At 32.2% G+C, this 12,930-nt stretch carries 14 protein-coding genes and 3 tRNA genes; 9 read left to right on the top strand and 8 right to left on the bottom strand.

Annotated elements, in window-relative coordinates:
- A partial coding sequence (locus BIY23_RS05235; RefSeq protein ID WP_186820147.1) for a hypothetical protein occupies positions 1-402 on the top strand: 402 nt, incomplete at its 5' end.
- A gap of 450 nt (positions 403-852) precedes the next feature.
- Here the strand turns inward: BIY23_RS05235 and BIY23_RS02570 are convergent.
- From BIY23_RS02570 to rplU, 4 genes are all read right to left on the bottom strand, one after another.
- Positions 853-2,010 carry a phosphoglycerate kinase gene (locus tag BIY23_RS02570; RefSeq protein WP_070064997.1) on the bottom strand — a complete coding sequence of 386 codons (1,158 nt, stop codon included), beginning with the start codon at positions 2,008-2,010 and terminating at the stop codon, positions 853-855.
- A gap of 41 nt (positions 2,011-2,051) precedes the next feature.
- Positions 2,052-2,128: transfer RNA gene (locus BIY23_RS02565), tRNA-Ile, on the bottom strand.
- Between the two features lie 6 nt (positions 2,129-2,134).
- On the bottom strand, positions 2,135-2,395 hold the full coding sequence (gene rpmA, locus BIY23_RS02560; protein WP_070064996.1) for a 50S ribosomal protein L27: 261 nt from the start codon (positions 2,393-2,395) through the stop codon (positions 2,135-2,137).
- Positions 2,396-2,407: 12 nt separating this feature from the next.
- Entirely contained in the window at positions 2,408-2,698 is a 291-nt protein-coding gene (gene rplU / locus BIY23_RS02555) for a 50S ribosomal protein L21 (protein WP_070064995.1), read from the bottom strand.
- Between the two features lie 102 nt (positions 2,699-2,800).
- Between rplU and mnmE the strand changes: the two genes are divergently transcribed.
- Entirely contained in the window at positions 2,801-4,156 is a 1,356-nt protein-coding gene (gene mnmE, locus BIY23_RS02550; protein ID WP_070064994.1) for a tRNA uridine-5-carboxymethylaminomethyl(34) synthesis GTPase MnmE, read from the top strand.
- A gap of 44 nt (positions 4,157-4,200) precedes the next feature.
- Positions 4,201-4,291, top strand: a tRNA-Ser gene (locus BIY23_RS02545).
- Between the two features lie 527 nt (positions 4,292-4,818).
- Here the strand turns inward: BIY23_RS02545 and BIY23_RS02540 are convergent.
- The 3 genes from BIY23_RS02540 to BIY23_RS05460 are packed head-to-tail and all read right to left on the bottom strand — an operon-like array spanning position 4,819 to position 7,608.
- The gene (locus BIY23_RS02540) at positions 4,819-6,324 is read right to left on the bottom strand and encodes a proton-conducting transporter transmembrane domain-containing protein (protein WP_070064993.1); all 1,506 of its coding nucleotides are present in this window, start codon (positions 6,322-6,324) and stop codon (positions 4,819-4,821) included.
- Between the two features lie 52 nt (positions 6,325-6,376).
- Complete coding sequence (locus tag BIY23_RS05465; protein WP_390903698.1) at positions 6,377-7,069, bottom strand: metallophosphoesterase; 693 nt, start codon at positions 7,067-7,069, stop codon at positions 6,377-6,379.
- Positions 6,985-7,608, bottom strand: coding sequence for a hypothetical protein (locus tag BIY23_RS05460; protein ID WP_261722502.1), 624 nt, complete (start codon positions 7,606-7,608; stop codon positions 6,985-6,987). The genes BIY23_RS05465 and BIY23_RS05460 overlap by 85 nt, the downstream gene beginning before the upstream one ends.
- Before the next feature lie 259 nt (positions 7,609-7,867).
- On the opposite strand from BIY23_RS05460, the gene BIY23_RS02530 reads away from it, so the two are divergent.
- The 6 genes from BIY23_RS02530 to virB11 all read left to right on the top strand — a co-directional run bounded on the left by BIY23_RS02530 (position 7,868) and on the right by virB11 (position 11,964).
- Positions 7,868-7,954 (top strand) — tRNA-Leu (locus BIY23_RS02530).
- Positions 7,955-8,044: 90 nt separating this feature from the next.
- Positions 8,045-8,722 (top strand): VirB8 family type IV secretion system protein, encoded by a 678-nt coding sequence (locus BIY23_RS02525; protein WP_070064992.1) that lies wholly within the window; start codon positions 8,045-8,047, stop codon positions 8,720-8,722.
- Positions 8,723-8,725: 3 nt separating this feature from the next.
- On the top strand, positions 8,726-9,496 hold the full coding sequence (gene virB9 / locus BIY23_RS02520; RefSeq protein ID WP_070064991.1) for a P-type conjugative transfer protein VirB9: 771 nt from the start codon (positions 8,726-8,728) through the stop codon (positions 9,494-9,496).
- Positions 9,496-10,044: a hypothetical protein gene (locus BIY23_RS05455; RefSeq protein ID WP_261722501.1), complete on the top strand. Its 549-nt coding sequence runs from the start codon at positions 9,496-9,498 to the stop codon at positions 10,042-10,044. The genes virB9 and BIY23_RS05455 overlap by 1 nt, the downstream gene beginning before the upstream one ends.
- 63 nt (positions 10,045-10,107) lie before the next feature.
- Entirely contained in the window at positions 10,108-10,971 is an 864-nt protein-coding gene (locus tag BIY23_RS05450; RefSeq protein WP_261722500.1) for a TraB/TrbI/VirB10 family type IV secretion system protein, read from the top strand.
- A 6-nt stretch (positions 10,972-10,977) separates the two neighbouring features.
- Positions 10,978-11,964 (top strand): P-type DNA transfer ATPase VirB11, encoded by a 987-nt coding sequence (gene virB11, locus BIY23_RS02510; RefSeq protein WP_070064990.1) that lies wholly within the window; start codon positions 10,978-10,980, stop codon positions 11,962-11,964.
- 145 nt (positions 11,965-12,109) lie between these two features.
- Here the strand turns inward: virB11 and BIY23_RS02505 are convergent.
- Positions 12,110-12,930: ankyrin repeat domain-containing protein (locus BIY23_RS02505; protein ID WP_186820146.1), on the bottom strand; the 821-nt coding region annotated here is incomplete at its 5' end.

Below are 12,930 nucleotides of genomic sequence, written 5' to 3'. Positions count from 1 at the left end.
TTTTTTGATAATTATTGTCGTACTCAGATACGATATATTAGAGCTTTATTAGAAGACACTAGTTCAGACATTTCACAATCTACTATCCTAGATAAAGTAAATGTACTGAATCAAGAAATTACACACAAAAAAACTAGCACTGGTGTACGATTTCAAGAAACTAGAACTGGTGTACAATTTTTATTATTGCGAAGTAAAATATCAAAAAAATATGCACTGCTAGAAGAAACACAACGTTATGCAAATCAAGGTTTAAACATCGCTCGAGCAAAGTCTATGAGTACAGAAATTAAAATGTTTGAAGCAATACTTATAGAAAGTACACGATCTCAATCTGGCTCCCCATCAAGTAATTTAAATGAAATAGATAAGATGTCTATAAACACAAAAAAACACATCTAATGCGTATTAACTTGTTTTACTTTTTGCCCATGTTGATCTTCTCATATTACTGTTCTACTAGCTACAACTATTGGTTAGATGGCATCAGAAAAGATTAGAATAAACTCCATGAATATATTCCAGTGATTAAGCAGCCACCCAAATGAGAAGAAATATAAAGAACTATTATGGATGGTTTTTGCAAATAGTAGATAAAACCTTTCCCGATAAGATCTCTACAAGAAAATCTATCTTAACGCGCTTAAATCTATAAATTACACTATACACACATCTTCTATTATCATCGCTTCTGTACAAAACACAAAAGACCTTTTGCGAAATTAATGCTCAGAAGATTTTCTGTGGTCCAAAAAACTATTAAGTTGATAGCCTTTNGAAAAATTTTATCAAAAAGACACATTTTTTACTCTTTTGCAATAATTTTCTGTTTCGCAAAAGATCTAAACACTTTCACCTATTCTCTAATGCACTTATCCCTGGCATTTCATCGCCACTTAACCAGCTTAAAAATGCTCCTCCAGCTGTTGAAACATACGTAAAATCTTTAGTTGCAAGGCCTGCAACTTTTATTGCAGATAGACTATCCCCCCCACCAATTATACTGATTAAATTTCTTGTTTTGGTAAAATTACTTATAATATTCATCAACTCTATCGTACCATTAGCAAAAGTGATGTCTTCGAAAACCCCAATAGGACCATTCCATAATACAGTTTTGCAATGTGCTATTATGTTAGCAATTTTTTTTATAGTTTGTGGGCCAATATCTAAAATTACATCATCATCCATAATCTCATGTACTTTTTTCACAATACCAGTAGAATTTATAATATCTGTAGGCATGATAATCTTTTCAGGTAGAATGTTATTTAATAGATGATTCACCCCTTCTTGGAATAAAGATTTACCTATATTTATTTCGTTAAACAATAAAAAATTATTAGCAATTGCACCACCTACAATTAAATAATCTACCTTTTCTGCTAGTTTTGTAAGTAGCTTAAGTTTTGTGGAAATTTTAGACCCTCCAACTATTGCTGCAACAGGTCTCAATTTAAATGAAAAAAATTTTTCAAGACACATTAACTCATCTACCATAGACAGCCCTGCATAAGAAGGCAGAAACTCTGTAATACGCACAATAGAGCTATGTGCTCTATGTGAACAAGAAAATGCATCATTTACATATAAATCCCCTATTGATGCCAACTGCTTAGCAAAAGTTATATCATTGTATTCTTCTTCTGGATAGAATCTTAAATTCTCCAATAGTACAACATCTCCTGACGTCATGCCGTCAACTATGTTATGTACATGTTTACCTATACAGTCAGGAACAAAATTTACTTCCTTATTTAATATTTTTGATAAAAGATCTACAACTACTCTCAATGACAAACTACTATCACGTTTCTTTGGACGCCCTAGATGGGATAGTATTACAACTTTTGCATTGATGCTTTCTACTAGATATCTAATAGTAGGTATCACTCTTAAAATACGTGTGCTATCTTTAATGACACTATTAATTATTGGGACATTAAAATCCACTCTAAGCAACGCTATTTTATCACGCAGATTATAATTTGTAATACTCAGTATACCCATTTAAGCTATATGACAAACCTTACACCAGGGACAGTCTGGAATGGTGGGTCTGGGAAGAGTTGAACCTCCGACCTCACGCTTATCAGACGTGCGCTCTAACCACCTGAGCTACAGACCCATGAATTTAAGCTAAAACTTGAAGAGGAATAACATCTATGAAAGTTTTTTTATTTGCAGATCTTCTAAAGCTAACACAACCTTCTATTTTAGCAAAAATGGTATGGTCCTTACCCATACCAACATTATTACCTGGATGAAACTTTGTACCCCTTTGACGTACAATTATATTACCAGGAATCACTTTCCCATTTTTCTTTATTCCTAACCTACGACCTATTGAATCTCGGCCATTACAGGAACTACCACCAGATTTTTTAGTTGCCATGTTTTATACCTCTTATTTAAGGTTAATCTCATTAATACGTAAAACAGTTAAATGCTGTCTATGACCAGTTTTTCTGCGGTAATTTTTTCTCCTTTTTTTCTTGAAAATGATAACTTTTTCCCCCTTACATTGCTCCAACACCTCAGCACTTACAGCAGCATTTGTTGAATTACTACCAGCAAGAAAGATTATTTTATTAATTTCTATTTTATCTCCTTTTTCAGCTTCAAGCTTTTCCACTTTGATAATACTACCTTGCTTTACTAAGTATTGTTTTCCGCCTGTTTCAATTACTGCAAACATATAAGTTTTTATTTATTGGTTTTATCGTAAACTTTACTATATACAATGTCAATATAAATCCTATAAATTAGAAGGAGAACATAGTTTGTAACATTTGCATAAATGGCTAGACATAACAATACAATTTTTGCTTTATCCAGTGTATTTGGAAGATCGGGTGTAGCAGTAATACGAATATCTGGAAATGATGCATTGAAAGCTCTCTATCATTTTAATATTACAAAAGAAATTAAACCAAGATTTGCAACGCTTGTTAAATTATATGATAATTTTAATCAACTTATAGACACTGGAATAGCTATTTACTTTCCTGCTCCTAATAGTTTTACAGGCGAAGATGTCATAGAATTACAAGTACATGGAAGTAAAGCTGTCATTAAAATAATTTTAGAGGAACTATCAAAAATTTTCTTTATTGCAGAACCTGGAGAATTTGCATTAAGAGCGTTTCGAAATGGTAAATTTAAATTGACTCAAATAGAAGGGATTGCAGATCTAATTGATGCTGAAACACAAATGCAGGCAAAACAGGCAATTAGACAAATCTCTGGAGAATTAGAAAGGTTATACAACACATGGAGGCAACTTATAATAAACATGCAATCTCAAATTGAGGCATATATAGATTTTCCAGAAGACGTTATGACAGAAAAAAGTGTATTAGTGAAAATTTATGAAGAAATCCAAATACTTATAAAGTCAATACAAAGCCACTTAAATGATAGCAGATATGGTGAAAGATTACGTGAAGGTTTTCATGTCGTAATCACTGGAGAACCAAATGTAGGCAAATCTACTTTATTTAATTATCTAGCTCAGCGTGATATAGCTATAGTTTCAGAATATGCAGGTACAACACGAGATGTGCTTGAAGCCCACATTGATATTGGAGGATACCCCATAATTCTTTCAGATACCGCAGGAATACGTGAAAGCTCAGATCCAGTAGAATCAGAGGGTATAAATAGAGCAAAACAAAAATCTGCTGAAGCTGATTTAAAAATCGCATTGTTTCCCCTTGACATCAAACTATACGACACTGTAGAAAAAGATGACGATACTATTTATGTATTAAGTAAAGCTGATATGTTGATTGGTAAAAAAAATATTAAAAGTGGCAATATAAATTGCCCTGATCTTAAAATTGGCAATATAAATTATCTGTCTATTTCTGTTATAAAGGGTATAGGTACTGATAAATTAATTTTATGCATTCAGGAAAAAATAAAAGAGAAATTTGGATTTGATAAAGTCACTCCTGTGATAACACGACAGAGACATAGAAACTGCATAAAGCAGGCATTAGAACACTTAGAATGTTTTAATATTGATAAATCAATAGAATTAATGTCTGAAGATCTTAAACTTGCTGCAATAGAGCTGGGAAAAATTATTGGAGTCATTAGCAGTGAAGAAATATTGGATAACATATTTAGTACTTTCTGTATAGGTAAGTAAACAATTAAATTGATCAATATTAAATATTGTGCTAAAAAAAGAGTGGACGGATGGCCGAGCGGTTTAAGGTACCAGTCTTGAAAACTGACGTACGTGATGAGCGTACCGTGGGTTCAAATCCCACTCCGTCCGCCAGATATTTCTACATTCTATCAAGAAGCAGTTTATAGGATTGATCGCATTAGCTATAAGCTCAGGAGAGTGTATTTTATAGAATTATATATCTTAGCGTCATTAAGGATGAAATAAGATTAGGTAAATAAAAATTTTCAAAATTATATCACATGTTTACCGTAATTTTCAGAAGAAACACAATATGAGATTCAATATCATTGCTGAACCTTCAATACTCTTTCTTATTCTTGCACTCATCTCATCCTTATTTCTTCTTCTGGCATTTCGCAATGGGTCTATTTTTTTATCTTCTTCATGACCTGTATAGGCAGAAGGTAGTTGACGAATTTTCTTGATTATTTTCTTGATAATATATCTTCTTTTAAAGTATTAATATCTTGTATTTCATTGTTGATTGATAGCATAACATACCTCATTTAAAACTGATCATTCCTTATCTTCAAAGATACAAACCCTTAGTAAACAAGCCATTGAAGAATAGTATATACTATTCTCTCTTACTCCCCATAATATATTTTTGAATACAATTAATTAAAGTATAGCGATGCAACAAAGAAAAGGATTAACGTACATATGGCAGTCACAACTGGTGGTAATACCAAGTAAATTGATGGTTTCTTTATAAAAAAGTTTTGAGAAGATTTTGCAAAAAAAGCATTATATATAATAGGCAAGAAATATAGTGCATTTAATACAGTACTGGCAGTTAATACTAAAACTATAAATATAGATAATACTATGTCATTACCTGCAAACACAATCTTAAAAATCAGTAATTTATTCCAAAATGTAGGGGCTGGCGGCACTCCTATCATTGACAATGCACCTATGGTAAATGCTATCATAGCCATTGGCATACTTCGCCCTATACCATGTATTCTATCTATATATCTCTCTCCTGTTTTAAAGATGATAATACCTGCAACAAAAAATAAGGTAATCTTTGCAAGTGCATGATAAATGAGCTGCATTACTGTAACTTTTATGCTAGATATACTTAATATAGAAACAAAAAGTATAATATATGAGAGTTGAGAAATTGTAGAATACGCAAGTAATGTTTTTAACTCTTTCTGCTTTAACGCAATAAACGATGAAGCAATGATTGTGCATCCTGCAGCATATGGGAGCCATTGTCCAGCTAACCAGTTTTGCTGTACAAAATATTTTAAGTTCTCAATACCAAAAATATATAATATTATTTTTATAACAATAAACACTCCAGATTTAACTACAGCTACAGCATGTAACAGTGCACTTACAGGAGTAGGTGCAACCATCGCTTTTGGCAGCCAAAAATGCATTGGCATGAGTGCAGTTTTTGCAATACCATAAATCATCATAGGAAAACATACCGCAACAAAATTCACAAGGGAATGATCAGGTATAAATATTCCATAAGATACAAAATCTACAGTATGAAATTTATTATATAATAGACCTACCACAGGTAAAAATAACACTAAAGAGGCGAAGAATAGTATTCCAAAATAATAACGTCCTGCTGCTCTTGATTCCTCAGTCAGATTATAAACAACTAAAGGATAGGTGCTGAGCGTCAAAAGCTCATAAAAAACAAATGTGGTAAATAAATCTCCGGAAAAAGCTATAAATATAGTGCAACTAATCGATATAGAAAACAAGCATAAAAAACTCGAATACGATGCATGACCTTTCATATAATGTGTAGTATATATACTCGTCAATATCCACAAGAATGCTATTAAAAGGCTGAATACTGCTCCTATTGGTTCCAAATTTAAACTGAGATGTAAATTTTTCCCAAAATCCATCACGACAAAGTGTGTAGAATCTTCCTTTAACAAACAATAACTACTACATAGACATACATAAACAAATAAAACAACAGAAGACATAATAGTAATGCCCTGTGTCCATCTACCTGCACAAAGAATGATAACTGCGCTTAATAGTGGAATTAATGCAGTAATTAAAAGATAATTTTCAGTAATATAAAATGGTAATGAGAGTAATTCTAATATATACTCTGCAAATTTTACAAAATCATCCATTTTAACCTATGACAGCAGTTAAATTATAAGCAGGACTTAAAAATTATCAAGATTAATCGATAAGTTTAAAATCTTTATTAAGGTGCATAGAATATATCTTATCATTATCTTTATTGTAATAAGTAAATATATGCTTATCTAAGTCAAGTATTGCAAAACCAAAACCAAAAAAACTCTTAATCTCACGTGCTAAATAATGCTTACTGTTTGAATAATCAAATTCAATGTCTTCATAAATCGGCTCTTGATCTTGAGAATGTAATAATGCACCACCATTTCCAACGATAATCTGATCTGGAATTTTGTCCATTAACAAAATTTGTGCTATATGGATGTGACCTGATACTATAGCAGCAACATTACTTGGAAATCTATTACCAAAAGCTTTGATTTGTGGAAGATTTCCATGTTTCTTAAATGTAAAAAGTGCTTTCTTTGTAGATCTCCACAACGGCCTATGCGTCAAAAACCATATAGGTTTAGTTAAATCATCATTTATTAATCTACTAAATTGCATGCTAAAAGCACTCACTGCCTCTTTATTAGCATAGATATCTTTACCAAAAGAAGAGTCAAATACAAAAAATTTCATTAACCCAATATCCAAAAACCAACTTTGTACACAGTCTGAGCATTTTTCAGCTGAAAATGGATATGGATCTAGATATTTAAACCATCCTTCATAAGCATTATTACAACTTTCATGATTACCACGAACAAACAGAAATGGAGACTTGAGTAGAATATCTTTTGCTGGATCAAACCAATCTGCATACCACACTTCCGCATTATAGCCATATATGCTACCACATTTTTTTTGATGTCTACATTTTTTTTTCTGTAATGGTAATCACCAACATGGATGACTAGATCTGGTTGATGTAATGCCACAGAATTAAGATTTTGTTTTAAAGGCCAACTTTCTACAGAATTACATTCTTGTTGATAAAAAGTATTTACTCTGCATCCTGTATCACCAATAAAGGCAATTTTACTAATTTTTTCTGGTACAGTAGGAACCTGCATACCATTAATGTGAATATCTCTGACATTTTGTCCTACAATAAATTCACAAACCATCTCCGTACTATTATTTGCACTACGTGTTAACATCGTAATTGCCTCACCATTAATATACAGCGTAGGACATACATCATTATTAGTAATTGCACGTATACTTAACTTATTGTCTGGAATAACTTGAGACCATACGTACAGTACTTCTGCATATACATCGCTAACATTAATTATTATAAACAGCAAACAGTAGATAAATTTAAACATAATTCTTTACATACCTCATTTTAAACTGATAATTCCTTATCTTCAAAGACACAAACCTTTAGTAAACAACCCATTGGAGAATAGTATATACTATTCTCTCTCACTCTTCACAATATATTTTGAATATAATTAATTAAAATATAGCGGTGCAACAAAGAAAAAGTATACATATGCTTATCATATTGACAATTTTATCTGTTGTAAATATTTGATAAGTTGACATTTTAACCATAAATTAGTTAAATAACAGTTTAAGAGCGCGGCCGTGGTGGAATCGGTAGACACGCAGCGTTGAGGTCGCTGTGGCTTTATAGCCTTGGAAGTTCAAGTCTTCTCGGCCGCACCACATTTAAACTAAACAGGTTTAAACGTGATATAGTGATAATAATTTTTTAATTTAATTGCCTATTAATTATGGTATGTCTTATAATAAAGGATGTTTAAGTTTTTTAATCGCAGTAAAAATACCAAAGTGCAAGATATAGACTGGAGCACAAGTCGTTATAGTACAGTAGTTGCACAAAGAAATGTGTTGCTGGTACTAGCATTGTTGTTGTTAATTAGCATAACAATAAGTGTGTTGGTTGTATTTAAAATTAGCACCAGTCGTACAGTTGAACCATTTGTTATAGAAATTGAAAAAAAATCTGGCATGGTACACGTAGTTGATCCTGCTACAGTATTACAATATTCTGCAAATGATACATTAAATAGGTATTTTATTACAGATTATATTAAAACAAGAGAGTGTTTTGATCCATATAATTACATTTTCAATTACTACAAAAAGATTAGATTGCTTTCTTCAATTAACGTAGCCAATGAATTTTATAGTTATACAAGATCGCAAGACCTAGACAGGCTAGTGAGCCAGCATTTAGAGTACATTAAAACTGAATTTAAAGTTAACTCAATTCAAAAAATTAATAATGATACCGTTCAAGTGCTTTTTGCTATAAAATATGAACGTAAAGATGGTAGCCATATAAAAAAAAGCAAGATAGTAACGATGTCATATAGATTTGCTCAACTTGAACTAAATGATCAAGATAGGTATATTAACCCATTAGGGTTTCAAGTCACTTCTTATAGATTAGATAATTATAGGGAATAAGTAATGGTCAGAATATTATTAACATTAGTGCTATTGTTCAGTGGTTTTAATGTATCTAGTTACAACAAACCGCTTTCCGTAGATAGCAGAATAAAAACATTTGTGTACAGTCCTAACGAAGTATTCCAGGTGGTTTTTAGCCAAGGTTATTATTCTTATATTGAATTTTCCTCAGTAGAAAGGATAATGGATATTGCAATTGGTAATGCATCAAACTGGAGAGTGCACAATAGTGGCAATAAGTTATTTATCATGCCATTTGAAAGCAGTAGTCGTACAAATATGATAGTTACTACCACTAAAAACAGAACCTATGTTTTTGATTTAATATCCAGACCAAATTATGACAAACAATCTGATGATATAACTCACGATTATTCTGCTGTAAGGGATATATCTTACATAGTTCGCTTTTACTATCCTGCAGCAGAAGATGAATTTGATCTAGATATAGACGTAAATGAACACACTCAGATAGAATTTCTTTCAGAAAAACCAGAAACCATCATAAAAGATAATGATACAAAATATAATTATACATATGTCAATTACAGTAGTAATGAAAATATTGTACCGGTTGAACTATTTGATGATGGATGTTTAACTTATTTAAAATTCAAGGATAACGCCACAATACCAGAAATTTTTGCAGCAGATGGTAAACCCTGTAAGCGTTTATTATTTGAAAGTTATGTAATCATAAAGGGAGTTCATCGTAAGTTGTTCATACGCGACAAAAATGATAGGGTTGAAGTTATAAATAGGGCATTATAATGAATAAAGGTGATTTTAAAGGACAGAATAATTCAATAGGTGAATCAGAAGTAGATAATAAAGTAATTACAGTTGGTTCTAGTCAAGGCCATAGGGCACTTGTAATTGCTGTCGTAGTAGTTTTACTAGGTGTAGTATATTATTTTTATTTTCGTCCATCTCATAAGGAAAATCAAGAATTAGTCGATAAAAAGGAAATAAAGATAGATATGCATGAACTAAAGAACAAATTAGAGAAAGTTCCTGATGAAGTTCCAGCCCCTGAGCGTATAATGGTTAATCCATTACCACCTTTACCAGAAATTGTTATGCCACAGCATATACCAGAAGTAAAAACAGAAGTAAAAAAAACAGCAACCACTGAAAAAAAAGAAGTAAAGACACAAAAAGAGGAGCCAAAAAAAACAGTAGAGACTAAATCAAATCTCCCTCCTCTATTAACTAAGAAAAGTGTTAGTTATGATCCTGCTGTTCCTTTATCTCCACTAGTGAGTAATCGTTATCCAGAAACAAGACGTAAAGGCCAGATGGTAGCGTATACAGGCTGAAGTAACAATAAATCTAGTGATCGTTTATCTAACACTACAGTAGAACAAAGAAAAATTACCCGCATGAGTGATTTTAATTATATGATCGGCCAAGGCAAAATTATTGATGCTATACTTGAAACTTCAATCAATTCAGACATGACTGGTATAATACGTGCTGTAGTCAGTAGAGATGTTTATGCAGAAAAAGGTGACATAGTACTTGTGCCTAGAGGTTCAAGATTAATAGGAAATTGCTCTTTTGATTCTAATATTGTAAAAAGTCGTATAAATATTAGTTGGAATAGAATTATTTTACCATCTGGAGGAGATGTGGTCATCTCTTCCCCAGGTACTGATGAACTGGGTATACCTGGTGTTACTGGTATAGTGGATAACAAAGTAATGCATAAATTATTTTCTTCAATAATGGTTACTGGTGTGTCAATCGGTGCAGCTATTGTATCACAAAAAGCTTCTATACTGACTAGTGGAACCACTGCTGTACAGATGATAAGTGGTATTATTGCAAATACAATAGATATTTCATCTATTAATGATATTCTTGGTTTGCCAGATGATGTAGAATTAAAACTTAAAAGTCAGGCTGTTAAGCGCCTTCAAGGGGCAAAAACTGAATCCAGTTTGATGTCTTTTTTCAGGGATGAAGTAAAACGTGCTGTTGATAAGCTTAAGCCAAAACCACAAGACTGGGACCCTAAAAAGGTTAATGAGATTACAATAGAAAGCATTAAAAATGTACTGCGTGCACAAGGTGGCCCATCTGTATATGAAAATATAGTGCAAAACTCAATTAAAGATTTTGCACAAGATATGAGAGAAACAATTAATAACAATGTAGATACTAAACCAACAGTTTACGTAAATCAAGGTACTGCATTAAAAGTATTTGTCAATCAAGATATAATATTTCCTAGCTGTACATAGGTACGTATGAATCATGCTGCACTTGATACATATTTGGAACCGATAAAAAACATCTTACAAGAAGAAAATGTCAATGAAATATCAATAAATAAACCACAAGAAGTATGGATTGAAAAACGTGGGGAAATAAGGTGTGAACATATAGAAAAATTTGATCTGAATCATTTGAAAGCTTTAGGTAGACTTATAGCACAATCTACAGAACAAAAGCTTAGTGAAGAAGTACCTTTACTTGCTGCTACATTACCCAATAATGGTTATCGTATACAGATAGTGTTCCCTCCTGCATGTGAGCCTGATAAAGTTGTAATGTCAATTCGTAAACCGTCTAGCATACACTTAACTTTAGATGATTATGAAAAGATGGGCGCATTTCCTGATTTAATTACAGAAACCATAGAAAATGAGGTTCATCATCAGTTATCTTTATTATTACAACAGAAAAGAATAAAGGATTTTTTGAAGTATGCAGTAATAAATAAAAAAAATATTATCATTAGCGGTGGGACATCTACTGGTAAAACCACATTTACTAATGCTGCTTTACGTGTTATTCCAAAACAAGAAAGAATTATTACTGTAGAAGATGCTCGTGAGATTGTTTTGAACCAACATCCTAATAGAGTACACCTTATTGCTTCTAAAGGCGGCCAAGGTAGGGCACGTGTGACAACACAAGATTTAATAGAAGCATGTCTGCGTTTGAGACCTGATAGAATAATAGTAGGTGAATTACGTGGTGCAGAAGCATTTAGTTTTCTACGTGCTATCAATACAGGTCATCCTGGTTCGATTTCAACCTTACATGCAGATGATCCAATGATGGCACTTGAACAAATAAAACTAATGGTAATGCAAGCAAATCTTGGTATTTCCCCGGATCAAGTTATATCATATATAAAAAATGTCATTGACATAGTAATTCAATTAAAAAGGACTAGTGATGGCAAGAGAAGTGTATCAAAAATCTTATTATGTAAAGAAAAATGCTAAAGAATCTCTAAAAACCTGTACGCGATTTAAAAGAAAAGGTAAGAAAAGAATATAAGTCCAAGCGATGTAAATAAGGAAAATGGATAATATATTAATTTCTATCTTATTAATATATTATCCATAAATAACTTGTATTAAATTTATTCTAGTTCTTGCCCTTTTTATGGATAGTCATATTACTTGTTGAAGTAGAAACACATGTTTCTAAAGATGTGCTCACACCTACGCTTTTTGCATTAGTAGTATTTTTCTTACTTAAATGCTTTTCAAGCATATCAATAATTTCTGTATGTCCTGCTTCTTTAGCTAGATCCAATGCGGTCTTACCGTCTTTATTACGTATTTCAGGATCTGCTCCGCTATCCAGTAAAAGCCTTGTAATGTTTTGGTGCCCTATACCAGCAGCAATAAAAAGAGGTGTAAATGCATCATCACGTTTCTTCGGATTAATACTTAATCCTTTTTCTAATAAAAACTTAACCGTATGTTCATTATGAATAGATTCATTACCATTTTTCTGATTAGGATCTGCTCCTTTATCTAAGAAAAAATTAACCATAAGTTCATTTTCTTCAAGTACAGCCACATGAAGAGGTGTATTTCCTCTATAGTCCTGCTGATTAAGCTCTGCTCCATTCTCTAGTAAAAGCTCAGCAACACGTGTGTTCCTCTTTGCAGATCGAGCACTAGCGTGAAGAGGAATATGACAGAAGTTATCTTGCTCATGAACACTTGCGTTGTGGACCAATAAAAGCTCGACTATTTCTGTATAACCTTTCAATACAGCTAGGTAAAGTGGTGTATATTCATCAAAGCTCTTCTGATTAATATCAGCTTCGTTTTCTATTGTCAACTTAATGACGTCCATATGCTGTATCTCTACAGCTGAATACAGAGCAGTATATTTATCAGATGGAAAAAGAAGTTTAGATGGAAGAAGAACTGAAGAATCCCCTTGCTGTTTGG

Source organism: Wolbachia pipientis, assembly GCF_001752665.1.
Taxonomy (GTDB): Bacteria; Pseudomonadota; Alphaproteobacteria; order Rickettsiales; family Anaplasmataceae; genus Wolbachia; species Wolbachia pipientis_A.
The sequence above is the reverse complement of the archived record's forward strand: the minus strand, read 5'-3'. Positions and strand labels throughout refer to the sequence as shown.

Excerpts from the sequence above, each read along its gene's own strand:
- BIY23_RS05450 (WP_261722500.1), top strand. The coding sequence starts at position 10,108 with ATGAGTGATTTTAATTATATGATCGGCCAAGGCAAAATTATTGATGCT.
- rplU (WP_070064995.1), bottom strand. The coding sequence starts at position 2,698 with ATGTTTGCAGTAATTGAAACAGGCGGAAAACAATACTTAGTAAAGCAA.
- mnmE (WP_070064994.1), top strand. The coding sequence starts at position 2,801 with ATGGCTAGACATAACAATACAATTTTTGCTTTATCCAGTGTATTTGGA.
- BIY23_RS02570 (WP_070064997.1), bottom strand. The coding sequence starts at position 2,010 with ATGGGTATACTGAGTATTACAAATTATAATCTGCGTGATAAAATAGCG.
- BIY23_RS02540 (WP_070064993.1), bottom strand. The coding sequence starts at position 6,324 with ATGGATGATTTTGTAAAATTTGCAGAGTATATATTAGAATTACTCTCA.
- BIY23_RS05460 (WP_261722502.1), bottom strand. The coding sequence starts at position 7,608 with ATGTTTAAATTTATCTACTGTTTGCTGTTTATAATAATTAATGTTAGC.
- BIY23_RS02525 (WP_070064992.1), top strand. The coding sequence starts at position 8,045 with ATGTTTAAGTTTTTTAATCGCAGTAAAAATACCAAAGTGCAAGATATA.
- virB11 (WP_070064990.1), top strand. The coding sequence starts at position 10,978 with ATGAATCATGCTGCACTTGATACATATTTGGAACCGATAAAAAACATC.
- virB9 (WP_070064991.1), top strand. The coding sequence starts at position 8,726 with ATGGTCAGAATATTATTAACATTAGTGCTATTGTTCAGTGGTTTTAAT.
- rpmA (WP_070064996.1), bottom strand. The coding sequence starts at position 2,395 with ATGGCAACTAAAAAATCTGGTGGTAGTTCCTGTAATGGCCGAGATTCA.
- BIY23_RS05455 (WP_261722501.1), top strand. The coding sequence starts at position 9,496 with ATGAATAAAGGTGATTTTAAAGGACAGAATAATTCAATAGGTGAATCA.